This window comes from Cellulosimicrobium cellulans (genome assembly GCF_016907755.1).
Lineage (GTDB): Bacteria > Actinomycetota > Actinomycetes > Actinomycetales > Cellulomonadaceae > Cellulosimicrobium > Cellulosimicrobium cellulans_D.
This window is the reverse complement of sequence record NZ_JAFBCN010000001.1, coordinates 193,354-214,665: the sequence shown is the minus strand read 5'-3', so window position 1 is coordinate 214,665 and position 21,312 is coordinate 193,354. Positions and strand designations below refer to the sequence as shown.

The following is a 21,312-nucleotide window of genomic DNA, read 5'->3' as shown; positions in this document are numbered from 1 at the left end:
GTTCTCGGCGCGGGGGAAGGTCGTGGTCGACGGCGGGCCGCTGGGCTGGCCCGCGAGGTACCGCACGCCGGTGAAGGCCGCCCACCCCGCGAACGACCCGGGGCCCGCGGCCCGGCGCTCAGCGCGGCGGCAGCCGGTCGGCGACCGGCTCCGGGGGCACCGTGTCCTCCACGAAACGGGGGCGGCAGGCGAACCAGCCGCCGACCACGCCGGGGATCGCGGTCGTGGCGAGCACGAGGAGCGGGACCGACCACGACCCGGTCGCCTCGCGCAGCAGGCCCAGGCCGATCGGGCCGAAGCACGCCAGCGCGTACCCGAGACCCTGGACGAAGCCCGACACGGCCGACGCGGACTGGGGCGTCCGGGTCCGCCGGTTGATGAGGGTCATGCACAGGGGGAACGTGCTCACCCCGATCCCGAGCGCGCACATCCACAGCACGGTGCCGTCGAGCGGGGAGAGGAGCAGGCCGAGGTACCCGGTCACGAGGACGACCGCGCACACCACGACCACGACGAACGGGTTCGCGAGGCGCGTGGCCAGCTGCGGGACGACCAGCGCAGCGACCATCCCCCAGGCGGAGTAGAGGGCGACCATGGTGCCGCCGAGCGCCGCGCTGCCGCCCGCGTCGGTGAGGACGGCCGGGACCCAGGTGATGATCCCGTAGTTGGACCACGAGATCGCCGCGAACAGGACCACGAGGCCCCAGACGGTCGAGGACCGGCCGATCCGCAGCCTCGCGCCGACGGCGGTCGTGGCGCCGGGCGCGTGGTGGTCGGCGGGCGTCCGGGTCGCCAGGACGAGCCAGACGACGGCGGCCAGCGCCGCGGGTCCCGCCCAGATCCCGACGGAGAACCGCCAGCTCGTCGCCTCGGCGACGGGCACGGCCAGGAGCGGGGCCACGAACTGACCGGTCTGCATGAGGATCAGGTAGAGCGACGTCCACAGGGCGATCCGGTCCGGGAACCACGCCTTCACCAGGGGGACGATCACGACGTTCGCCGCGCCGATCCCGGCGAGGGCCAGCACGGTCGACGCCACCAGCCAGGTGGTCGACGGGGAGACGGCGCGCAGGACGAGGGACAGGGCCGTCAGCCCCAGCGCGACCGTGGCCGTGCGCTCGAGGCCGAACCTGCGCGTGACCACGGGGGCGAGGAACCCGAAGAGGCCGAACGACACCGCGGGCACCGTGCCGAGCAGCCCGGCCACGGCCACGCCGTAGCCCAGGTCCGCGCCGATGATCTCCAGGAGCGGGGTGAACCCCGTGACGGCCGTCCGGAGGTTGATCGCCGTGAGCGCGACGGCGAGCCCGGCCCACAGGGTGAGGCGGACTCGCCCTGCGGGGACGCGGGTGGGGGAGAGTGTGGCCATGAAGAGCTCCGCTGCGAGGTCGGCCGACGATAGGATCATGGGATGAATCCTGAGCAGTCTGACACGCGCGAGCCGCTGCGTCGAGTAGGGCTCATCGACCAGGCGGCGGCACGGTTCCGCGACGAGGTGGTTTCCGGGCGCTGGCCCGTCGGCGAGCGCATCCCGACCGAGGTCGCACTGGTGGCGGAGTTCGGCATCGGGCGGAACACGGTCCGCGAGGCGCTCCAGTCGCTGGTGCACGCGGGCCTGCTGCGCCGCGAGCAGGGGCGCGGCACGTTCGTCATCTCCCGCTCCGAGCTGACCGGGACCCTCGAGCGCCAGCTCGCCGGAGGGAGCCGCCGCCACTACCTGGAGCTGCGCCTCGCCCTCGACAGCACGGCGGCGTCGCTCGCCGCCGCGAGCCGCACGGACGCCGACGTCGTGCTGCTGCGCGTGCTGCGCGACCGGCGGGAGGCGACGTGGTCGACCGACGACCCCGACGCGCGCGCGAGCGCGGACCTCGACCTGCACCGCGCCATCGTCGAGGCGACGCACAACCCCCTGTACGTGACGCTCTACTCGAGCATGCTCGACGTCTTCGCCGTCCACATGCGCGACGAGGAGAACGAGGACGAGGACGCCGCGCACCGGCACCACCACGAGCTGGTCGAGGCGATCGCCGACGCGGACGCCGGCCGCGCCGCCGCGGCGGTGGCTGCCATCATGGACCCGTTCCTGCGCTGAGCCGCGGCGCGGCGAGCGGGCTCCGCGGTCGGCCGGCTCGGGATCAGTCCAGGCAGAACTCGTTCCCCTCGACGTCCTGCATGACGATGCACGACTCGTCCTCCTCGTCCGCGACCATCACGCGCACGCACGTCGCGCCGAGGGCGACGAGGCGGTCGCGCTCGGCCTCGAGCGTCGCGAGCCGCTCGGCGCCCACGAGCCCGGTGCCGACGCGCACGTCGAGGTGCACCCGGTTCTTGACGACCTTGCCCTCCGGGACGCGCTGGAAGAACAGGCGCGGGCCGACCCCCGTGGGGTCGCTGCACGCGAACCACGCGTCCCGCCGCTCGGGCGCGAGCGCGGCGTTCGCGTCGTCCCACGTCGCGAAGCCGTCCGGGGGCGACGGCGGGACGTAGCCCAGCACCTCGCACCAGAACCGGGCGACGCGCTCCGGCTGCGCGCAGTCGAACGTGACCTGGACCTGCCTGACCGTCGTCGTCATCCCGCCACCCTAGGCGTGCGGGCCCTCCCGGTCGGAGGGCATTTCCGTCACCGGCGCGTCCGTCACCGGCGCGTCCGTCACCAGCGTGGTCGGCGCCGCAGGGAACGTGCGCCGCGCGACGAGGACCACGACGAGCGCGACGGCGACGATCCCCGCCCCGACGAACGGGACGACGTCGAGCCCGGAGCGGGCGAGGACGAGCGCGCCGAGCGCGGCGCCCCCGCCGATGCCGACGTTCGACGACGCGTTGACGAGCGCTCCCGTGAGGTCTGGCGACGCCCCGTGCGCGCGGATCGCCGCCGCCTGGAACACCGGAGCGACGGCGCCGAACCCCGCGCTCCACACCCCGATCGCGACGAGCACCCCGACGGTCCCGGGGAACGCGAGCCCGACCGCGAGCATGCCCGCCACCACCGCGACCAGCGTGACGACCGTCGTCCGCCGCGGCCGGTGGTCGAGGCGCGCGGCGGCGAACGCCGTCCCGACGAGCCCGAGCGCGCCGAGCACGAGGAGCGCCGGGCCGAGTGCCGACTCCTGGAGGCCCGCGCCCAGGAGCAGCAGCGAGACGAAGGTGTAGACCGTGTACTGGCCCAGGTAGGTGAGCGCGTTGGTGGTCGTGGCCACCGCGAGCGCCGAGCGTCGGCTCGAGCTCGTCGCGTCCGACGGCGGGGCGCCGCCCCCGGGCACGGGGGGCAGCAGGAACGCGATGAGCACCGTGGCCAGCGCGCACGCGCCCGCGAGCACGCCGAACGCGGGGCGCCAGCCGATCGCGGTGCCGAGCGTGGTCGTCAGCGGGACGCCGAGCACGAACCCGACTGCCGCGCCCGCGGTGACGAGCGAGAGCGCGCGCCCCGTGAGGTGCGGCAGCACGAGCCGTGACGCGTACCCGATGCTCACCGAGAAGAACACCGCGTGCGACGCGCCGCCCAGGGCCCGCGCCGCCGCGACGATGCCGAACGTCGGCGCGACGGCGACGAGCACGTTGCTCAGGGTGTAGAGCACGAGCGTCGTCAGCAGCAGTCCCTTGCGCGGGAGCCGGGCCGTCCCGAGCGTCAGCGGCACCGCGAGCGCCGCGACCATGACCGCGTACGCCGTGACGAGCAGCCCCGCGACGGACTCGGTGACGTCGAGGTCCGCGCTGAGGAGCGGCAGCAGCCCGACGGGAACGAGCTCGGTCGTGATCGCCACGAACGTCGCGAGGCCCAGCGCGACGATGCCGCCCGTGGCCTCGCGCACCGTGCCCGGCCGGAAGGACGCGGTCATGCGTCCGTCTCGACCTGCAGGGTCGTGTGGGGGTTCTCCAGGCCCTCGACCATGACGATCGTGCACGCCGTGACCCGGCCCTTCCACCGCGCCGCGACCTCGAGGTCCGCGCGCGGCTCGAGGGGGTAGCGGTTGGCCGTGAAGCTGTTGCCCCCGTTGCCGTGCGGGGACGCGTGGACGTGGTTCATGTACCGGATGCCGGTGTCGAGGTCGACAACGACCGGGTGCGCGAACGCCTCCGACTGGCTGAAGCCCTTGCGCTTGCGCTCGGGCCGGATGTCGGCGAACTCGGTGACCTCCACGGCGTGCCCGACGGGCAGGGGAGCAGGGTAGTTGAGGGCGACGGTCCGCAGCATGCGTCCACCCTAGGAGCCCGACCTGCCCGACGTCCCCGGAGACGCTGCCGCGCGATCTGGCATCCTGACGCCGTGCGCGTGGAACCGGTGACCGAGGACGTCCTCGTGGACCGGGTCGTGGACCTCGTCCTCGGGTTCCGGCGCGGCGACCGGGCGACGGCGCCCGACGGCGCGGTGCGGCTCCTCGTCGACGGCCACCCGTCGGCGCGACCCGAGGCGCTCGCGGACCTGCTCGTCGCACCGCTGCGCGCGGCCGGGCGACCGGTCGCGCGGGTCCGGGTGCAGGACTTCTGGCGACCCGCGTCGCTGCGGCTCGAGCACGGCCGCGAGGACCCGGACGCGCTGCTCGACGCGTGGATCGACGTGGCGGGCCTCAACCGCGAGGTGCTCGACGCCGTCGGCCCGGGCGGGTCCGGGCGCTACGTGCCGAGCCTGCGCGACCCGGCGACGAGCCGGTCGACGCGCGCGGCGTACGTCGCCGCGGAGCCGGGACTGGTCGTCGTGCTCGACGGCGCGCTGGCCCTCGGGCGCGGTCTCGCGGTGGACCTCTCCGTCCACCTCGCGCTGCGCGACACGACCCTCGCGCGCCGCACCGCGCCCGCGGACGCGTGGACGCTCCCCGCGTACGCGCGCTACGAGCGGGAGGTCCGGCCCGCGGAGGTGGCCGACGTCGTCGCGCGGGTCGACGACGCGCGGCACCCCGCGCTCGTCGTGCGCTGACGCCCGTCCGCGGGATGGCGCGCGCTCAGCGCGGCAGGTGCGTCTCGACGAGGTCGACGATCGCCGGGTCGTCGGGGAGGGTGCGGGGTCGGAAGCGGTGGACCTCGCCCCCGGGCAGCACGACGAACTTCTCGAAGTTCCACGTGACCCGCCCGGCCTTGCCCTCGGCGTCCTCGGCCTTCTTGAGCTCCTGGTAGAGCGGGTGGGCGTGGCGGCCGTTGACCCGCACGCGGTCGACCACGGGGAACGTCACGCCGTACGTCAGCGAGCAGAACTCCTGGATCGCCTCGTTGGTGCCGAGCTCCTGGAGGAACTGGTTGCTCGGGAACCCGATGACGGTGAACCCGCGGTCGCGGTACTTCTCCTGCATCGCCTCGAGCGTCGCGTACTGCGGCGCCAGGCCGCACCGCGACGCGACGTTGACGACGAGCACGACGTCGTCCGCGTGCTCGCGCAGGGTGTGCGTCGTCCCGTCCATGGCGTCGAACGGGATGTCGTACAGGCTCATGCGGGGATCTCCTGACAGGCGGGCGGGGATGGTTCGCCTCCCATCCTGCACCCGACGACGCCCGAGATGTGAAGATCTCGGGTCGAGGTCGCGCCCGCGGTCGCCGCCCACCACCCGGCCCGTCAGACTCGCGACATGGCCACGCCCGACCTGGACGACTCCCGCACGGACGGCACGTCGCGCCTCGGGAGCGCGGTCGTCGGCGTGGTCGTGGGGCTCGTGATCTTCGCGTGCGTGGGCGTCGTGGGGTACTTCCTGTTCGTGGGGGTCGCCATGGAGCGGTGGGCCGAGTCGTACGACGCGTCCGCGCCCGAGGTCACCGAGACGGCCGAGGACACGACCGCCGTCGGGCAGGAGACCGGGCTCGACGCGTCCAACGAGGCGTACCGGCAGCGGGCGGGCACGCCCGAGAGCGACGCCGAGGCGGCGCTCTCGGTGCCCGCCGTCCAGGCCGCGCTCGACCCGGTCGCCGACGGGTCCGCCGTCGGGGGCGACGAGGTCTCGGCCGCGCTCGTCGCGGCGGGCTTCGACAACGTGCAGGTCGTGGACAGGAACGCCTTCGGTGACGTCGTGCCGGTCGTCGGCGTGGGGGTCGCGGTCCCCGGCGGCTGCGTGTACGGGGCGGTCGCGCCCGACGCCGTGACGCTCGACGCGGGCGGCCCGATCGCCGACGGCGGGTGCCTGGAGATGCCGACGCACTGACGCCCTCGGAGGTTCCCCCGCGAGATCGGCCCGTGCGTTCGAGACCGACCTTCGGTGGGTCGATCTCGCGACCTGCGGGTCGACCTGGGTACGGTCAGCGAGGCGGGTGACGGCGCCCGCGCGGGTGACGGAGGGTGAGACATGCGGATCGAGGGCACGGTCGCCCTGGTGACGGGAGGGGCCTCGGGCCTCGGGCGCGCGACGGCGGAGGGCCTGGTCGCGGCGGGAGCGCGGGTGGTCCTCGCGGACCTCGCGTCGTCCGACGGCGTCGCGGTCGCCGGTGCGCTCGGTGACGCCGCGCGGTTCGTCCCCACGGACGTGACGAGCGAGGACGACGTCGCGCGGGCGCTCGACGCGGCGGACGCCCTCGGCGGTGCGCGCGTCGTCGTGAGCTGCGCCGGGATCGTGCTCGCGCAGCGCGTGCTCGGGAAGTCCGGCGTGCACGCCCTGGACGCGTTCCGGCGGGTCGTGGACGTCAACCTCGTGGGGACGTTCAACGTCGTCCGGCTCGCGGCCGAGCGCATGCTCGCGCTCGACCCGCTGGGGCCCGACGGGTCGGACCCGCAGGGTGAGGAGCGTGGTGTCGTCGTGCAGACCGCGTCGGTCGCGGCGTTCGACGGGCAGGTCGGGCAGGCCGCCTACGCGGCCTCCAAGGCGGGCGTCGCCGGCCTCACGCTGCCGCTCGCGCGCGACCTCGCGCAGCACCAGATCCGGGTCATGACCATCGCGCCGGGCATCTTCCGCACCCCCATGATGGCGTCGCTCCCCGAGGCGGCGCAGGAGTCGCTCGGCGCGCAGGTGCCGCACCCGAGCCGGCTCGGGCGGCCGGAGGAGTACGCGCACCTGGTGCGCGCGATCGTCGAGAACCCGCTGCTCAACGGCGAGGTGATCCGCCTCGACGGCGCGATCCGCATGGCGCCGCGCTGAGCGCACGGGCCGCGCCGCGGCGTGGAACGCACGGACCGTGGGCGACCGCCCGCACGAGAGGAGAAGGACGATGCCGCCGTACACCACGGCGACCGACTTCCGCGCCGACCTGCTCGCGCGCGCGAGCGCGGCCCAGCGCCGCGCCTACACGCGGTACTTCCCGGGCGACGACACGCTCGCCGGGGTGCGCATGGGGGACGTGTTCACGCTCGCGAAGGGCGCGCTCGACCTGCCGGTGGACCAGATCGAGCTGCTCCTGGAGGACCGCGTGCACGAGGTGCGGGCAGGAGGCTGCTCGATCATGGGCAAGTCGGCGACGGCCCGGCGCGTCACCGTCGAGCGGCACGCGGAGCTCGTCGAGCTCTTCCTGCGCCGGCACGACCGGATCGACACGTGGGACCTCGTCGACCTCACCGCCTACCAGGTGCTCGGGTCGTGGCTCCTCGACCGGCCGCGCGACGTCCTCGACGACCTCGCCCGCGCGCCGGACTGGCCGCGCCGGCGCACCGCGATCGTCGCGACGGCCGCGTTCCTGCGGCGCGGCCAGGTCGACGACACGTTCCGGCTGTCCGAGGTCCTCGTCGACGACCCCGAGCCCTACGTGCAGAAGGGCGTCGGGTGGATGCTGCGCCACGCGGGCGACGTCGAGCCTGAGCGGCTGCGCACGTTCCTCGAGCAGCACGCCGCGACCATGCCGCGTGACGTCCTGCGGGCCGCCGTGGAGAAGCTGCCGCCCGCGGAGCGCAAGGAGTGGCTCGCGCGCTGACCGGGCGCGCACGGACGGAGGAGCGACGCCATGACCGACGACCGGCAGACCCACGCCGCCTTCGCCACGCTGCTGCGCGCGTGGGGCGACGCGCTCGTCGCCAACGACCCCGCCGCGATCGACGCGTTCGTCGACCCGGGCTGGGTGGTCGTGGGGACGGACGGGAACGCGCAGCCCCGCGCCGGGTTTCTCGCGGTCGTCGCGTCGGGCGAGCTGGTGCACACCGAGATGTCGTCCGAGCTCGTCGCGGTGAGCGTGCACGACGACGTCGCGGTCACCCTCGCGCGCGGCGTGTCCGCGGGCACGTGGCGGGGGACGCCGTTCCGCGACGAGGAGTGGTCGGTCGACACGTTCGTCCGTCGCGGCGACGCGTGGCGCTGCGTCCACACCGCGCTCGTCCCCGCGCTCCGCGCGCAGCAGCCGGTGACCGACGATCGATAGACATTCGACTTTTGATTGACACCCGACAGAAGGCTCGTAGGATGACGACCGGGTGGTAGGTGAGAGCCCGCCCGACGAAACGGTGTGGACGCGCTCCTCCGGCACGACGACGTGCGGAGGACTCGCTCGAGGACGAGACGAGGAGGACCAGTCGCAGGGCGCTGTTCGGCCCTGACCAGGACGGACGACGAAGCGGGCCGCCCGAGGACCTGTCGTCGGCGGCGACGAGCACGTGTGCCGCTGACTCGCTGCCGACCTGCACCACCGCGGTGCGACTCGCCCGAGCCGCACCGTCACATCCCTCGAAGGAGAGACGATGAGCAAGTCTCAGATGACGCGCCGCAGCCTGATCAAGGCGCTCGCGACGTCGACCGTGGCCGTGGGCCTCGGTGCCGCCGTCGCCCCGGTGGCCAACGCAGCCCCGGCTCCCACCGCGGCCGGGCCGCTCGCGGCCGCGGGCAACGGTCGCCTGGTGCCCCCGGGCAAGATCGGCATCCAGCTCTACTCGATCCGCGACAAGGTCTCGAGCCTCGGGTTCCGGACGGTGTTCGAGCAGCTCGCCGACATCGGCTACTCCGAGATCGAGTTCGCCGGCTACACCCAGGGTCAGGTCGGCGCGATCACCCCGGAGGAGATCCGCCAGCTCCTCGACGACAACGGGCTGCGCGCCGTCGGCTCCCACGTCGGCATCAACGCGCTGCGCACGGACCTCCCGCGCCAGCTCGAGATCGCGAACATCCTCGGCATGCCGCACGTCGGCACGGCCAACGCCCCGTCGAACGTCAACACGGTCGACGGGTACCGCGCCGCCGCGGACGAGTTCAACGCGTGGGGCGCCCAGGCGAGCGCCGCTGGACTCAAGCTCTACCAGCACAACCACGCGGGCGAGTTCGCGTTCGCGACGGACCGGCCCGAGGTGCGTCTGTACGACGTCTTCTTCGACAACACCGACCCCCGCGACGTGTTCCTCGAGATGGACGTCTACTGGGCCTTCGTGGGCCAGTACCGCTTCCCCGGCTTCGAGCCCATCGACTACGTGCGCAACAACCCGCACCGCTACCCGCTCCTGCACCTCAAGGACGGGGCGCGCAACGAGGCGAACCCGAACGGGTTCGACATCATCGAGTTCGACGCGGGCGACCTGCCCTACCGCGAGTTCCTCCGTGCGACGAAGGCGCGCGGCACGCGCTGGGGCATCTGGGAGCAGGACAACGCCCCGACGACGGCCGTCCCGCCGAACCCGGTCGACTCGTTCGGCAACGCCCGGCGCAGCTACACGTCGATCCTCGGCCTGCGCGGCTGAGGCACCCGGCCTCGAGGGCCCCGTCCGCGGCTGCGCGGGCGGGGCCCTCGTGCGCGGTCAGACGTCGCGGACGAACGCCCGGAGGCCCGCGAGCACCCCGGGCGCGGCGTCGCCGCCGAGGAACCCGTGGCTCGCTCCGGGCACCTCGACGAGCTCGCACCGGACGTCGTCGCGCGCGCACGCCGCGGCGAGCGTCCGTGCCTCGGGGAGCAGCGCGTCCTGGTCGCCGACCGCGAGGAACGTCGGCGGGAGCCGCGACGCGTCGAGGTCGAGCCGCGGCGCGTCCGCGAGGTCCTCGACCCGGGTCCAGGCGCGGAACGACTCCGCGGACAGCGCGGCGTCGGGCCCGCCCGGCCGGTCCGGGTCGAACGACCCGAGCGTGAGGTCGAGGTTGGGGTTCGTCAGCGCCAGCCATGCCGGGGCGAGCGGCGTGCCGTGCGCCCGGTGCGCGGCGGCGACGGCGACCGCCCCGCCCGCCGAGTCGCCGAACAGGGCGAGGCGGCCGACGCCCTCCGCGGCGAGGAGCGCGAGCGCGACGAGCGCGTCCCCGGCCGCCTCGGCGAGCGAGCCCTCGGGCGCGAGCCGGTAGTCGACCGAGACCACGGGCGTCGCGAGCGCCGTCGCGACGCGGCGGCACGAGGCGTCCTGCAGCTCCAGGTCCCCGAACAGCCCGTACCCGCCGTGCAGGAACACGACCACGACCTCGGCGTCGTGGTCCCTGGGCACGTAGCGGCGCAGCCCGACGCCCTCTCGCGTCTCGTCCCGGACCGTCCCCACGAACGGGTGCCGGGGCCGGGCCAGGGCGCGCTCGCGCGCCTCGCGTCGCAGCGTCGCGACCTTCTCGGTGAGCTCCACGGGCCGATTCTCGGTCATCGCACCCGACGTCGCGGGCCGGGGCCGGAGGACCACGGTGCTCCCTCGTGGACCGGGGGTGCTACCTCGTGGGCTCGGGGTCCTCGACGGGCACCGCGGCCACGGGCCGAGGCGCCGGGCGGGGGAGCGGGCGCACCTGGCCGGCCACGGCGAGCGACAGGACGGTCGCGGCGCAGATCACGAGGAGCATGTGCCGTGCCCCGACCTGGTCGACCATCAGGCCGAGCAGCGGCGGCGCGGTGAGCATGGCGACGGTCGAGAACGACGTCGCGACCGCGACGCGCGGCGCGGCGTGGGCCGGGTCGTCGGACGCCGCGGCGATGGCGACAGGGTTGGCGAGCGCCGCGCCGCAGCCCCACAGCACGATGCCGACCCACGCGAGCGGCAGGCTCGGCGCGAGGCCGAAGACGAGCAGCCCGACGAGCGCGGAGACGCCCGACGCGCGCAGGACGGCGACGCGCCCGAACCGGTCGATGAGCCTGGTCCCGGCGAACCGGAACACCGTCATCGCGCCGACGAACGTGCCGTACGCGACCGCGCCGAGCGCCTCGCGCACCTCGAACCCGTCGACGACGGCGATGGAGAGCCAGTTGCCCGCCGACCCCTCCGACAGCGACGACGCGAGCAGCACGAGCCCGATGAGGAGCGTGCGCGGCTCGCGCCACGCGGCGAGCGCGGCGCGCACCCCGGCCCCGCGGCGGGGCGAGGTGGCGGCCGAGGGCGCGGCGCCGTCGTCGACCCGGTCGGGAGCGAGCGCGGTCGCGGGGGCGATGAGGACGGCGCGCGTCACCGTGACGGCGAGCGTCACGACGAGGATCTGCGCGGTGATGCCGACGTGCGCCCACGAGAACACGGCGGCGACGAGGGCGCCGCACGCGGCGCCGATGGAGAACGCGGCGTGGAAGTGGGGCAGGATCGCCCGCCCGACGTGCTGCTCCACGGACGCGGCGCAGATGTTGATCGGCACGTTGGTCAGGGCGCCGCACACGCCGTTGAGGAACGCGCCGGCCGCGAAGAGGACGACGCCCCCCGTCCCGGTGCCGAGCGCGACGAGCCCGAACCCGACGACGTTCCCCACCGTCGCGACGACGAGGGTCGTGCGGCTGCCGAACCGTGCCACGACCGCGCCCGCGGACACCACGGACACGAGCGAGCCCAGGCCGCCGACGACGAGCAGGAGGCCGAGCTGGCTCGCGCTGATCCCCAGCGCCTCGCGGACCGAGGGCAGGCGGCTCATCCACGACGCGCCGATGACCCCGAACAGCCCGAACTGCACCATGAGCGCCCAGCGGGCGCGCGCGACGACCGCGCGGTCCGTCAGGGCGCGGTCGGACCCGGAAACTGGTGGGGTTGTTGACACTTGCCCCAGTCTACGGACCGGCCGAGGTCAGAGCCGGACGGTCCCCGCGACGCACGTGACGCTCGCGCCGCCCACCCAGACGGTCCCGGAGCCGTCGCGCTCGACGTGCACGCGCCCGGCGCGACCGAGCGCCGCGCCCTGGGTCGCGACGTAGCGGTCGGGGAGGCGGCCGTCGCGCACGAGCCACTGCCCGACGACGGCGTTGAGGCTCCCGGTGACCGGGTCCTCGGGGATGCCCATGGCGAGCGCGAACCCGCGGACCTCGACCGCCGCGCCGTCGGGCCCGCCGTCGGCGCCGTACAGCCCGGCGACGCCGACGGAGAGGTCGGGGTGCTCGACGCGGAGCCGCGACCAGTCGGGCGCGAGCCCGGCGACGCGATCGGCGGAGTCGAGCAGCACGACGCGCCAGCCGGGCCCGTTGTCGAGGACGCGGTGGTCGAGCACGGCGTCGTCCGGGACGCCCAGCGCGGCGACGATCGCGGCGAGGTCGTCGGCCGGGACCGGCTCGTCGGCGAGCAGGTCGGGCGCGGCGAACGCGAGCCGGCCGGGCGCGGCTGCTGCGTCCTCCGCGTGCCCGTCCGGCCCGACGGCGTCCGACGTCCCGCGCCGGATCGTCACCAGGCCGACGCCGCACTCCTGCACGACGACGTCGCTCGCCCGGGGCTCCCCGCCGGCCTCGAGCCACGCGTGGCAGGAGCCGAGCGTCGGGTGCCCGGCGAAGGGCAGCTCGCCGCCGGGGGTGAAAATCCGCAGGCGGTAGTCGGCGCCGCCGGCCGCACCCTCGCTGCTGGGCGGGAGGAGGAATGTCGTCTCCGAGAGGTTCGTCCAGCGGGCGAACGAGGCCATCTGCTCGTCGGTGAGCCCGTCGCCGTCGAGCACGACCGCGACGGGATTGCCGAGGGTCGGGGCCTCGGTGAAGACGTCCACCTGCGCGAACGGCCGGGACGCGGTGCTGTCGGCGATGTCGCCGTGGCGTGCGCTCATGTCTCCGAGCGTACGTCGGGGCAGGCCAGGGCACTTTTGTCGACGGTGAGTCGGAAGTTGTAGACACATCGATAGAACGAGGACTAGCCTGTCCAGCGTTGTCATCGACGGAGCCGGGCAGGGGTTACGCTCCGTGGACTCGAAGTCCGACCGAGTATTAGGGAGCAACGATGCTCGAACGCACCAGCCTGCCGGTGTCCCGCCGGATCAGGTACCGACGCGGCGCGGCCGCCCTCACCCTCGGCGCCGTGGTCGTCGCGGGCTGGGCCGTTCCCGCCGCCGCCGACCTCCCCGAGCAGGAGCCCGGCGTCACGCTGCGCACCTTCCAGCTCGCGCAGAACCCCGGGGGCGTCTGCACCCTCAAGTCCGGCCAGACCCCCAACGTCGACAAGCTGATGCCGACCATCGACTGGTCGACCGCCGAGCAGTTCGGCGCGGAGGACAACTTCATCTCGCAGGCGCTCGCCAACCTGCACGTCCCCGCCGACGGCCAGTACCAGTTCCGCGTCACCAACGACGACGGGGCGCTCGTCTACATCGACGGCCAGCTCGTCGTCGAGAACGACGGCCCGAACGACTCGACCTCCGTCGAGGGCACCGCGACCCTCACGGCGGGCGTCCACGACCTGCGGGTCGACTACTACGAGGGCAGCGACAAGCAGCGCCTCACGCTCGCCTGGAAGACGCCGGGCAGCTCGACGTTCGAGGTCATCCCGACATCGGCGCTCAGCACCGAGGCGGGCGTCGTGCGCGTGACCGCGCCCGGCTACAAGTACTGCGAGGGCGCCACCGACACGGCCGGCGACGGCCTGCGCCTCGACGCGGTCAACCCCAACTACGACCTGGTCGACCTGCGCCCCGCGGGCTTCGAGCCCAAGGTCTCGGGCCTGGCGTTCACGCCGGACGAGAAGCTCGCCGTCGTGACGACGGGCGAGGTCAGCTCCGGCGGCTGGCGGCCCGACCCGGTGTCCGGCGAGGTGTACCTCCTCGACGGCGTCACCACGGCCGACGGTCCCGAGGACGTCACGGCGACCCTGGTCGCGGACGAGCTGCTCAACCCGATGGGCATCGAGGTCGTCGAGGACTCGATCTTCGTCTCGGAGCGGTACCAGCTCACGCAGCTCACGGACCCCGACGGCGACGGCTTCTACGACCAGCACACGAAGATCGCGGAGTGGCCCGACGGCGGCAACTTCCACGAGTTCGCGTTCGGCCTGATCCACGACGAGGACTACTTCTACGTCAACCTCTCCGTCGCCATCGACAACGGCGGCGCGACGACGAACCCGCAGCCCGGCCAGAACCGCGGCACGTCGATCAAGATCGACCGCGAGACGGGTGAGGTCTCGTACGTGGCGGGCGGCCTGCGCACGCCCAACGGCATCGGCTTCGGCCCCGAGGGCGCGATCTTCGGGACGGACAACCAGGGTGCGTGGCTCCCGGCGAACAAGCTGGTCCACATCGAGCAGGACAAGTTCTTCAACCACTACACGAACCCCGCGGGCCTGTTCGACGCGAACCCCGTGTCGCCGCCGGCCGTGTGGCTCCCGCAGAACGAGATCGCCAACTCCCCGGGCAACCCGGTCCTCATCCAGGACGGCGAGTTCGCCGGCCAGATGCTCGTCGGCGACGTCACGTACGGCGGCATCCAGCGCACGTTCCTCGAGAAGGTCGACGGCGAGTTCCAGGGTGCGGTCTTCCGCCACACCGCGGGCCTCGAGGTCGGCGCCAACCGCACCATCTACGGGCCCGACGGCGCGATCTACGTCGGCGGAACCGGTGAGGGCGGCAACTGGGGCGAGTCCGGCAAGCTCCGGTTCGGCCTCCAGAAGCTCGTGCCCGTCAACGAGGACTCCTTCGACATGAAGGAGATGCGCGTGGTCGAGGGCGGCTTCGAGATCGAGTACACCGACCCGGTGTCCGACGAGGTCGTCGAGAAGCTCGCCGACGCCTACCAGGTCAAGCAGTGGCGCTACGTGCCGACGCAGCAGTACGGCGGCCCGAAGGTCGACGAGGAGCCCCTCTTCGTCACCGACGCCACGGTGTCCGAGGACCGCACGACCGTCACGCTGAAGATCGACGGCCTCAAGCCCGGCCACGTCGTCTACATCCGCTCGCCGCGCCCGTTCGCGTCCGCGGAGGGCACCGAGCTCCTCAGCACCGAGGCCTGGTACACGCTCAACTCGCTCCCCGGCTACGTCGCCCCGGCCGACCGCGGCTGGTACGAGGCGGAGCTCGCGCAGCCCCTCGGCAGCTCGAGCATCGGCTCGGACCACAGCAACTACTCGGGCTCCGGCTTCGCCGCGGGCATGACGAGCGTCGGCGCCGGTCGCACGTTCTCCGTGACCGTCCCCGAGGCGGGCACCTACCCGGTCAACGTGCGCTACGCCAACGGCATCCACCCGTACACGACGCTGCGGGCGAAGAACGTCTCGCTCCACGTGAACGGTGCTGACCTCGGTCAGTGGAACTTCCCGACGACGGGGAGCTGGAAGGACTGGGGTGTGCTGACGCGCAACCTCGAGCTCCAGGCCGGAGTCAACACCATCACGCTCGCGTACGAGACCGGCGACGAGGGCAACATCAACCTCGACGTCCTGTCGATCGGCGAGAACCCGGACATCTGCAGCCCGGGTGAGGTCGAGGACGGCTACACCGCGATCTACGACGGCACGCTCGCGAGCCTGCAGGAGGGCTGGCGCATGGCCGGTCCGGGTGGCTTCGGCCGCCAGGACGACTGCTCGATCCGCGGTGCGGGTGGCATGGGCCTGCTCTGGTACGACCAGGAGCTCGGCGACCGCTACAGCCTGAAGCTCGACTGGAAGCTCACGAAGGACGACAACGGCGGCGTGTTCGTCGGGTTCCCGAACCCGGGCGACGACCCGTGGGTGGCCGTCAACAAGGGCTACGAGATCCAGATCGACGCGACGGACGCCGACGACCGCACCACCGGCGCGGTCTACACGTTCCAGGGCGCCGACGAGGCAGCCCGGGACGCCGCCCTCAAGCCGGTCGGGCAGTGGAACGCGTACGACATCCGGGTCGAGGGTGACCGCATCCGCATCTACCTCAACGACGTGCTCGTCAACGACTTCACGAGCACCGACCCGGCCCGTCTGGTGAACAGCTTCGTCGGCATCCAGAACCACGGCAGCGGCGAGATGGTCAACTACCGGAACATCCGGTTCAAGGCGCTGACCGACGAGCCGGTCGAGGAGCTCGCGATCTCGACGACGGTCCAGACCCGCTGCATGGCGGGCAAGGTCTACGTCGCGGTCCGTGCCACGAACGACGACACGGTGCCGGCGGACATCACGCTGACGACGCCGTTCGGGACGAAGACGGTGACCGGCGTCCAGCCGGGTGCCTCCGCGTACCAGTCGTTCGCGACGCGCTCGGCCTCGGTCGAGGCGGGCACCGCCCAGGTGTCCGCGACGGGCGGCGACCTGACGTTCCAGGCGGACGTCGCCTACGAGGCCGCGAGCTGCGGCTGACGTGAGACCCCGGGGCGGGCGGCGCGAGCCGTCCGCCCCGGGACGGACCGGGCGGGGGCGGCAGCACGAGCCGTCCCCGCCCGTCCCGTCTCACCCCTTCTCCACCTCGGTCTCCCCGAGGCGCGCCCTTCGCACGGGCGGAGCGTGGTCCGACGGCGCTCCCACCCTCGCGTAGGGTGCTCACCTCACCCCCCGGCCCCGCGGACTCGCGCGGCCGGCACGAACCCTGGTACGTCCCCCTGCGCGACTCTCTCCGCACGACGTCCCTCGACGAGGAGGACTGCCCATGGCGCTCGGACGCCTCCTGCACCGGACCGGACGGTTCGCCGCGCGCCGCCGCGGCGTCGTCCTCGGGGTCTGGGCGGTCCTCCTCGTCCTCGGCGCGGTGCTCGGCGGCGCCGTCTTCGACAAGACCACCGACGTCGAGCCCGCGCCGCCCGGGAGCGCCTCCGCCCTCGCGGCCGAGCGCCTCGACGAGCTCTCGCCCGAGGGCGAGACCGTCGTCGCCGTCCTGTCCGGGCGCGACTACTTCTCCACCGATCTGATCGCCCAGGCGAGCGACGTGATGCACGGCATCCGCGCGATGCCGGGCGTCGTCGAGGTGTTCGACGCCTACACCGGCGGCGGTCTCATCGCCGACGACGGCCAGGGCTCGCTCGTGATCGTCGAGCTCGACCCCGCGCTGTCCGACGACGACGCGCTGGCCCTCGCGCACGAGGTCGCCGACGCGCTCCACACCGTCGACACCCCCGAGGTCCTCGTCGGGGGCGCGCTCCTCGCGGAGGAGGCGTTCGTCGACCAGGCGATCACCGACGCCGCGGTGGGCGAGGGCGTCGCGATCGCCGTCCTGCTGATCGTGCTCGTCGTCGTCCTCGGCGGCCTGCGCGCGGGCCTGGTCCCGCTGCTGTCCGCGCTCGCCGCCATCGCGGTCGCGCTCCTCGTGCTGAGCGGCCTGCTGGGGATCGTCCCCGTCAACGAGTTCGCCGTGAACGTCGTGACGCTGCTCGGCCTCGGGCTCACGGTCGACTACTCCCTGCTCGTCCTGGCGCGCTTCCGCGAGGAGCGCGCCGAGAGCCCGGGCCTCCCGCTCGACGAGCTCGTCGGGCGGACCCTCGCGACCGCCGGGCGCGCCGTGCTCGCGTCGGGGCTCGCCGTCGCGGTCGCCCTGACCGGCCTGCTCCTGCTCGGCGACTCGCTGCTCTCCGGCATGGCCGTCGGCGGCGCGATCGTCGTGCTCGTCGCGACCGCCGCCGGGCTCACGCTCGTGCCCGCGCTCGTCGCGACGTGGCACCGCGCCATCCCCGCCCCGGGTGCCCGCACCTGGTCCCACCCGTGGACCGGTCGCGGTGGCGCCGGGACGCTCGGCCGCCTCGCGCGCACCGCCCAGCGGCACGCCGTGCTCGTCACGCTCGGCGCGACGGCCCTCCTGCTCGCGCTCGCCGCGCCGCTCGGCTCGATGACGCTCGGCAGCTCCGAGGTCCACTCCCTGCCCGCCGACGCCGAGGCGCGGCTCGCCGCCGACGCGTCCACCTCGCGCTTCGCCGACCTCGGCGTCACCCCGATCACCGTGCTCGTCGAGGCGCCCCGCGGTGACGAGGCCGCGTCCGCCTACCTCGACCGCGTCGCGGCCCTGCCCGGCGTCGAGGACGCGATGCAGGACACCGACTTCCCGTCCGAGGTCCTCGTCGTCGATGTCACGCCCGACGTCGGCGAGGGCGGCGACGCGACCGCCGCCGAGGCCCAGGACCTGCTGCGCGCGATCCGCGCGATCGACACCGGCGACCTCGACGTGCACGTCGCCGGTCCGGCCGCCGAGGTCGTCGACACCCAGGGGCACCTCGCGCAGCGCCTCCCGCTCGCCGCGGGCGTCGTCGTGCTCGCGACGTTCGCGCTCCTCTTCCTGCTCACCGGCTCGCTCGTCGTGCCGCTCAAGGCGCTCGTGCTCAACCTGCTCACGCTCGCCGCGACGCTCGGCGTGCTCGTCTCCGTGTTCCAGCACGGCGTCGGCGCCTCGCTCCTCGGGTTCGAGCCGTGGGGCGCGCTCGACGTCACGACACCCCTGCTCATCGGCATGCTCGTGTTCGGCCTGTCCACCGACTACGAGGTGTTCCTCCTCGCGCGCACGGCCGAGGAGTGGCGCGCCCGCACGCCCGGCGAGGACCCGCGCGCAGCGAACGACCGGGCCGTGCTCCGCAGCATCACCGCGACCGGCCCGGTCGTCACGACGGCGGCCGTCGCCATCGGCATCGTGTTCCTCGGCTTCGCGGCGGGCGAGCTCGTCGCGATGAAGGAGGTCGGCGTCGGCATGGCCGTCGCCGTGCTGCTCGACGTGACCGTCGTGCGCGGCCTCCTCCTCCCCGCCACGATGACCCTCCTGGGCCGGTGGAACTGGTGGCCCTCGTGGCGGGACGGTTCCGGTTCGCCGGTCCCGGGGCGGGAGGAGGGGTCGGGTCGGCCGGTGCCCGCGCGGGACGGCCAGGTGGTACCCCACCTGCCGAGGTAGAGCTGTGGTGCGTCAGGCGTCGCGCATGACCTCGGTGACGAAGCGGGCGGAGCGCTCGCGCAGACCGTCGACGCGGAGCTCGACGAACAGCTCGCGCATCGACTCGTCGTCGCCGATCTCGCTGCGGGTCGGGGTGCGGCGCACGTTCTGCGAGCAGAGGAACTGCGTGCAGATGAGGGTGCCGACGGTGTTGCCGCGGCGCCCGGAGGCGCCGGCACGCCGCGCGACGTAGAGACTGACGTCGTCCGTCACGACGACGTCCTCGCACCACGCGCACACGGCACGCTTGCGCATGCCGCCCGTCTTGGCGTCCGTGGAGCGCAGCAGGATGCCGCGCGGCTCGCCGTCGACCACGACGACGGCGTACGCGAGCAGCGGCGCCTTGCGGTCGCGCCACCCGAGGTAGTCGAGGCGGTCCCAGTCGAGCGTGTCGAGGTCGGGGAGGGTCGCCTGCGCGGCCTCCCGCTTGGAGGCGTTGACGAACGACGCGCGGATCTGCTTCTCGGTCAGGGGGATCATGGGTTCACGGCTTCCGTGTCGGTACGGTCCCACCCTGCCCGACGGCGTGCTGCGGCGCAGGCGGTCGGCTCACGACGACGCAGGGTCGCCGGGCGCACGACGGCGCCGCTCGCTCGGGGGCGGGGCGGGGATGACGGCATGCCCGCGACCGTCGTCGCCAGACCTGCTGAGTGCGGGATATCAGTCGTCGGGAACACGTGATGACGACGAACGTGCCGCACTCAACGGGGGCGGGGCGCCGGGTCGGCGTCCGGCCGAGGGGCTCAGCGGGTGACGGTGCGGGAGGGGAGGGCGCCCGAGCAGGCCGCCATGGCCACCTCGCAGCCTGCGGTGCCGTGCATCCGCGTCTCCTCGTCCCGTGCGGTGCGCCGTCCGGCGCGACCTGATCCGTGGTCGTGCCCGTCCGGCACGACGAACGGCTGCCCTCGGCAACCGTCACCCTCGATGGTGCGCCTCGCGCACCGCGGTCGTCAACGTGATTCCGGTCGCGCGGCGCCGCCCGGCCGCCGAGCCCGGGGTTCTTCCCCAGGGTGCGCCCCGCATGGGGAGCGACCCCGGGTTCGGCACCGCGGGCCGCGCCCGGTGACCTCCGGCGACCGGGAAGGGACGAAAGACGGCCGGTCCGGACGCTCGCGGGCGCGAGACTCGGAGGCTCCGCCACCCGTCGTCGAGGAGGATCCTCCGTGCCCGTCGCGTCGTCACCGTCCGAGACCGCCGCACCCGTGGAGGAGCGCCTGGTGTCCGTCGAGGTGGTGGTGCCGTCCGGGGTCTTCTGGTCGGGCCGGGCGCGCAGCGTGACGGTGCCGTCGGTGTCCGGGACCCTGGGGATCCTCGCGCGGCACCAGCCGGTCGCGGCGACCCTGACGGCGGGACGTGTGCGGCTGCGCACGCCCGACAGCCCGACGACGGAGCTGCGCATCGGCGGCGGCTTCGTCGTGGTCGACGACGACGAGGTGACGATCCTCGCCGACGACGCGACCTGGGTGCAGGCGCGGTAGCCCTACGCGGGGTCGGCCACCGGGCCGAGCTGTACGACGACGATCCGGTGCCCGTCGGGGTCGTGGACGTGCGCGAACCGGTCCCCGGACTCGGCGTCGGCGTCCGGCCCGACGAACGGCTCGACCCCCACGGCGGCGAGCCGCGCGAGGGTCGCGTCGAGGTCGTCGACGTAGAGCACGAGGTTCGGCAGCCCGTGGCGCACGAGGGGCGCGCCGCCCGCGGGGAGCGGGACGAGCCACAGCCCGGGCTCGTCGACGCGACCCGGTCCGACGTGCAGCAGCGGGAAGCCGTCGGTCTCGCCGCGGAACAGCGTCCCGAACCCGAACCCGTCCGCCCAGAACGCAGCGCTCGCGTCGAGGTCGTGGCACAGCAGGACGGTGCGGCCGATCGTCGTCGTCATGGGCCCGAGCCTAGGACGTCGGACGTGCCGCCCGACCGCCCGGGCGCGCGTCCGCCGTCGGGCATACCGTGGTGCGCATGACCAGCGACGGCGGCATCCGCAGGACGATCGGCGACCTCGTGGCGCAGGAGCGCGAGCTCCGCGAGCAGCTCGCGCACGGCGAGATCACCGGGGGGCAGGAGCACGAGCGGCTGCGCGCGATCGAGGTGGAGCTCGACCAGTGCTGGGACCTGCTGCGCCAGCGCGACGCGGCCCGCGAGTTCGGGAGCGACCCGGATGCCGCGACCGTGCGCGACCCCGGTACCGTGGAGGGGTACCTGGACTGACCCGCACCGAAGGAGCCCTTGTGAGCACGCAGGACACGCAGCAGATCCCCACCGGCACCGAGGGGCGCGACGTCGCGGACCGTGCGGGCGCCGTCGCCCGGTTCGTCGTCGCCTTCGCGCTGTTCGTGGGCGGGCTCGTGCTCATGGGCTCGGGCATGTCGGGTGTGGACGGCGGCGTGTGGCTGTTCGTCGGCGGCCTCGCCGCCTGCACGCTCGCGTTCGCCCTCCCGATGTCGGGCGCCGCGGAGCGCTGACCCACCTGCCGAGGGAGCACTCCGGCCACGCGAGGTAGTAC

General features: G+C 73.9%; 22 protein-coding genes. 12 read left to right on the top strand and 10 right to left on the bottom strand.

Annotated elements, in window-relative coordinates; translation table 11 throughout:
* Positions 1-118 precede the first annotated feature (118 nt).
* Positions 119-1,408 (bottom strand): MFS transporter, encoded by a 1,290-nt coding sequence (locus tag JOE63_RS00955; protein ID WP_087470355.1) that lies wholly within the window; start codon positions 1,406-1,408, stop codon positions 119-121.
* 3 nt (positions 1,409-1,411) lie between these two features.
* Between JOE63_RS00955 and JOE63_RS00950 the strand changes: the two genes are divergently transcribed.
* Positions 1,412-2,092, top strand: coding sequence for a FadR/GntR family transcriptional regulator (locus tag JOE63_RS00950; protein WP_204538388.1), 681 nt, complete (start codon positions 1,412-1,414; stop codon positions 2,090-2,092).
* A gap of 43 nt (positions 2,093-2,135) precedes the next feature.
* On the opposite strand, the gene JOE63_RS00945 is transcribed toward JOE63_RS00950, so the two are convergent.
* From JOE63_RS00945 to JOE63_RS00935, 3 genes are read right to left on the bottom strand one after another with little or no spacing between them, the layout of a single operon-like run.
* Positions 2,136-2,573: a VOC family protein gene (locus JOE63_RS00945; protein WP_204538385.1), complete on the bottom strand. Its 438-nt coding sequence runs from the start codon at positions 2,571-2,573 to the stop codon at positions 2,136-2,138.
* Between the two features lie 9 nt (positions 2,574-2,582).
* A complete protein-coding gene (locus JOE63_RS00940; RefSeq protein ID WP_204538382.1) occupies positions 2,583-3,836 on the bottom strand; it encodes an MFS transporter in 1,254 nt (417 codons plus the stop codon).
* Positions 3,833-4,192: a hypothetical protein gene (locus tag JOE63_RS00935; RefSeq protein WP_204538379.1), complete on the bottom strand. Its 360-nt coding sequence runs from the start codon at positions 4,190-4,192 to the stop codon at positions 3,833-3,835. Before JOE63_RS00935 ends, JOE63_RS00940 begins: the two co-directional genes overlap by 4 nt.
* A 72-nt stretch (positions 4,193-4,264) precedes the next feature.
* Here JOE63_RS00935 and JOE63_RS00930 point away from each other — a divergent pair, with 72 nt between their 5' ends.
* A complete protein-coding gene (locus tag JOE63_RS00930) occupies positions 4,265-4,912 on the top strand; it encodes a uridine kinase (RefSeq protein ID WP_204538376.1) in 648 nt (215 codons plus the stop codon).
* Between the two features lie 25 nt (positions 4,913-4,937).
* Here JOE63_RS00930 and JOE63_RS00925 read toward each other — a convergent pair whose 3' ends face one another.
* Complete coding sequence (locus tag JOE63_RS00925) at positions 4,938-5,420, bottom strand: glutathione peroxidase (protein WP_087470350.1); 483 nt, start codon at positions 5,418-5,420, stop codon at positions 4,938-4,940.
* 135 nt (positions 5,421-5,555) lie between these two features.
* Here JOE63_RS00925 and JOE63_RS00920 point away from each other — a divergent pair, with 135 nt between their 5' ends.
* The 5 genes from JOE63_RS00920 to JOE63_RS00900 all read left to right on the top strand — a co-directional run bounded on the left by JOE63_RS00920 (position 5,556) and on the right by JOE63_RS00900 (position 9,559).
* A complete protein-coding gene (locus JOE63_RS00920; protein WP_204538374.1) occupies positions 5,556-6,122 on the top strand; it encodes a DUF6993 domain-containing protein in 567 nt (188 codons plus the stop codon).
* A 141-nt stretch (positions 6,123-6,263) separates the two neighbouring features.
* Positions 6,264-7,049 (top strand): SDR family NAD(P)-dependent oxidoreductase, encoded by a 786-nt coding sequence (locus tag JOE63_RS00915; protein ID WP_204538371.1) that lies wholly within the window; start codon positions 6,264-6,266, stop codon positions 7,047-7,049.
* 70 nt (positions 7,050-7,119) lie between these two features.
* Positions 7,120-7,815, top strand: coding sequence for a DNA alkylation repair protein (locus JOE63_RS00910; protein WP_087470347.1), 696 nt, complete (start codon positions 7,120-7,122; stop codon positions 7,813-7,815).
* Positions 7,816-7,845: 30 nt separating this feature from the next.
* On the top strand, positions 7,846-8,256 hold the full coding sequence (locus tag JOE63_RS00905; RefSeq protein WP_087470346.1) for a nuclear transport factor 2 family protein: 411 nt from the start codon (positions 7,846-7,848) through the stop codon (positions 8,254-8,256).
* Positions 8,257-8,572: 316 nt separating this feature from the next.
* Positions 8,573-9,559 (top strand): sugar phosphate isomerase/epimerase family protein, encoded by a 987-nt coding sequence (locus JOE63_RS00900; RefSeq protein ID WP_087470345.1) that lies wholly within the window; start codon positions 8,573-8,575, stop codon positions 9,557-9,559.
* A gap of 57 nt (positions 9,560-9,616) precedes the next feature.
* Here the strand turns inward: JOE63_RS00900 and JOE63_RS00895 are convergent, their stop codons facing one another.
* From JOE63_RS00895 to JOE63_RS00885, 3 genes are all read right to left on the bottom strand, one after another.
* Positions 9,617-10,414, bottom strand: a complete 798-nt coding sequence (locus JOE63_RS00895) for an alpha/beta hydrolase (protein WP_204538368.1) — start codon at positions 10,412-10,414, stop codon at positions 9,617-9,619.
* 79 nt (positions 10,415-10,493) lie between these two features.
* Positions 10,494-11,792 (bottom strand): MFS transporter, encoded by a 1,299-nt coding sequence (locus tag JOE63_RS00890; protein ID WP_307839881.1) that lies wholly within the window; start codon positions 11,790-11,792, stop codon positions 10,494-10,496.
* A 27-nt stretch (positions 11,793-11,819) separates the two neighbouring features.
* Positions 11,820-12,776, bottom strand: a complete 957-nt coding sequence (locus JOE63_RS00885; protein WP_204538365.1) for a PhzF family phenazine biosynthesis protein — start codon at positions 12,774-12,776, stop codon at positions 11,820-11,822.
* 170 nt (positions 12,777-12,946) lie between these two features.
* On the opposite strand from JOE63_RS00885, the gene JOE63_RS00880 reads away from it, so the two are divergent.
* Positions 12,947-16,270 carry a family 16 glycoside hydrolase gene (locus JOE63_RS00880; protein ID WP_204538362.1) on the top strand — a complete coding sequence of 1,108 codons (3,324 nt, stop codon included), beginning with the start codon at positions 12,947-12,949 and terminating at the stop codon, positions 16,268-16,270.
* 286 nt (positions 16,271-16,556) lie between these two features.
* Positions 16,557-18,773 carry an MMPL family transporter gene (locus JOE63_RS00875; protein ID WP_204538359.1) on the top strand — a complete coding sequence of 739 codons (2,217 nt, stop codon included), beginning with the start codon at positions 16,557-16,559 and terminating at the stop codon, positions 18,771-18,773.
* A gap of 12 nt (positions 18,774-18,785) precedes the next feature.
* Here the strand turns inward: JOE63_RS00875 and JOE63_RS00870 are convergent, their stop codons facing one another.
* Positions 18,786-19,292 (bottom strand): FBP domain-containing protein, encoded by a 507-nt coding sequence (locus JOE63_RS00870; protein ID WP_087470339.1) that lies wholly within the window; start codon positions 19,290-19,292, stop codon positions 18,786-18,788.
* A 683-nt stretch (positions 19,293-19,975) separates the two neighbouring features.
* Here JOE63_RS00870 and atpC point away from each other — a divergent pair.
* Positions 19,976-20,290 (top strand): ATP synthase F1 subunit epsilon, encoded by a 315-nt coding sequence (gene atpC, locus JOE63_RS00865; RefSeq protein ID WP_157759512.1) that lies wholly within the window; start codon positions 19,976-19,978, stop codon positions 20,288-20,290.
* A gap of 2 nt (positions 20,291-20,292) precedes the next feature.
* On the opposite strand, the gene JOE63_RS00860 is transcribed toward atpC, so the two are convergent.
* Positions 20,293-20,691, bottom strand: a complete 399-nt coding sequence (locus JOE63_RS00860) for a VOC family protein (protein ID WP_087470337.1) — start codon at positions 20,689-20,691, stop codon at positions 20,293-20,295.
* A 77-nt stretch (positions 20,692-20,768) separates the two neighbouring features.
* Here JOE63_RS00860 and JOE63_RS00855 point away from each other — a divergent pair, with 77 nt between their 5' ends.
* Positions 20,769-21,017: a DUF2630 family protein gene (locus JOE63_RS00855; protein ID WP_087472614.1), complete on the top strand. Its 249-nt coding sequence runs from the start codon at positions 20,769-20,771 to the stop codon at positions 21,015-21,017.
* 20 nt (positions 21,018-21,037) lie between these two features.
* Positions 21,038-21,271: a hypothetical protein gene (locus tag JOE63_RS00850; protein ID WP_239576567.1), complete on the top strand. Its 234-nt coding sequence runs from the start codon at positions 21,038-21,040 to the stop codon at positions 21,269-21,271.
* The last annotated feature ends 41 nt before the right edge of the window (positions 21,272-21,312 follow it).

Coding starts and splice junctions, on each gene's coding strand:
- JOE63_RS00870 (WP_087470339.1), bottom strand. CDS start 19,292: ATGATCCCCCTGACCGAGAAGCAGATCCGCGCGTCGTTCGTCAACGCC.
- JOE63_RS00880 (WP_204538362.1), top strand. CDS start 12,947: ATGCTCGAACGCACCAGCCTGCCGGTGTCCCGCCGGATCAGGTACCGA.
- JOE63_RS00855 (WP_087472614.1), top strand. CDS start 20,769: ATGACCAGCGACGGCGGCATCCGCAGGACGATCGGCGACCTCGTGGCG.
- JOE63_RS00925 (WP_087470350.1), bottom strand. CDS start 5,420: ATGAGCCTGTACGACATCCCGTTCGACGCCATGGACGGGACGACGCAC.
- JOE63_RS00875 (WP_204538359.1), top strand. CDS start 16,557: ATGGCGCTCGGACGCCTCCTGCACCGGACCGGACGGTTCGCCGCGCGC.
- JOE63_RS00860 (WP_087470337.1), bottom strand. CDS start 20,691: ATGACGACGACGATCGGCCGCACCGTCCTGCTGTGCCACGACCTCGAC.
- JOE63_RS00920 (WP_204538374.1), top strand. CDS start 5,556: ATGGCCACGCCCGACCTGGACGACTCCCGCACGGACGGCACGTCGCGC.
- JOE63_RS00915 (WP_204538371.1), top strand. CDS start 6,264: ATGCGGATCGAGGGCACGGTCGCCCTGGTGACGGGAGGGGCCTCGGGC.
- JOE63_RS00905 (WP_087470346.1), top strand. CDS start 7,846: ATGACCGACGACCGGCAGACCCACGCCGCCTTCGCCACGCTGCTGCGC.
- JOE63_RS00950 (WP_204538388.1), top strand. CDS start 1,412: ATGAATCCTGAGCAGTCTGACACGCGCGAGCCGCTGCGTCGAGTAGGG.
- JOE63_RS00885 (WP_204538365.1), bottom strand. CDS start 12,776: ATGAGCGCACGCCACGGCGACATCGCCGACAGCACCGCGTCCCGGCCG.
- JOE63_RS00935 (WP_204538379.1), bottom strand. CDS start 4,192: ATGCTGCGGACCGTCGCCCTCAACTACCCTGCTCCCCTGCCCGTCGGG.
- JOE63_RS00900 (WP_087470345.1), top strand. CDS start 8,573: ATGAGCAAGTCTCAGATGACGCGCCGCAGCCTGATCAAGGCGCTCGCG.
- JOE63_RS00955 (WP_087470355.1), bottom strand. CDS start 1,408: ATGATCCTATCGTCGGCCGACCTCGCAGCGGAGCTCTTCATGGCCACA.
- JOE63_RS00940 (WP_204538382.1), bottom strand. CDS start 3,836: ATGACCGCGTCCTTCCGGCCGGGCACGGTGCGCGAGGCCACGGGCGGC.
- JOE63_RS00945 (WP_204538385.1), bottom strand. CDS start 2,573: ATGACGACGACGGTCAGGCAGGTCCAGGTCACGTTCGACTGCGCGCAG.
- JOE63_RS00910 (WP_087470347.1), top strand. CDS start 7,120: ATGCCGCCGTACACCACGGCGACCGACTTCCGCGCCGACCTGCTCGCG.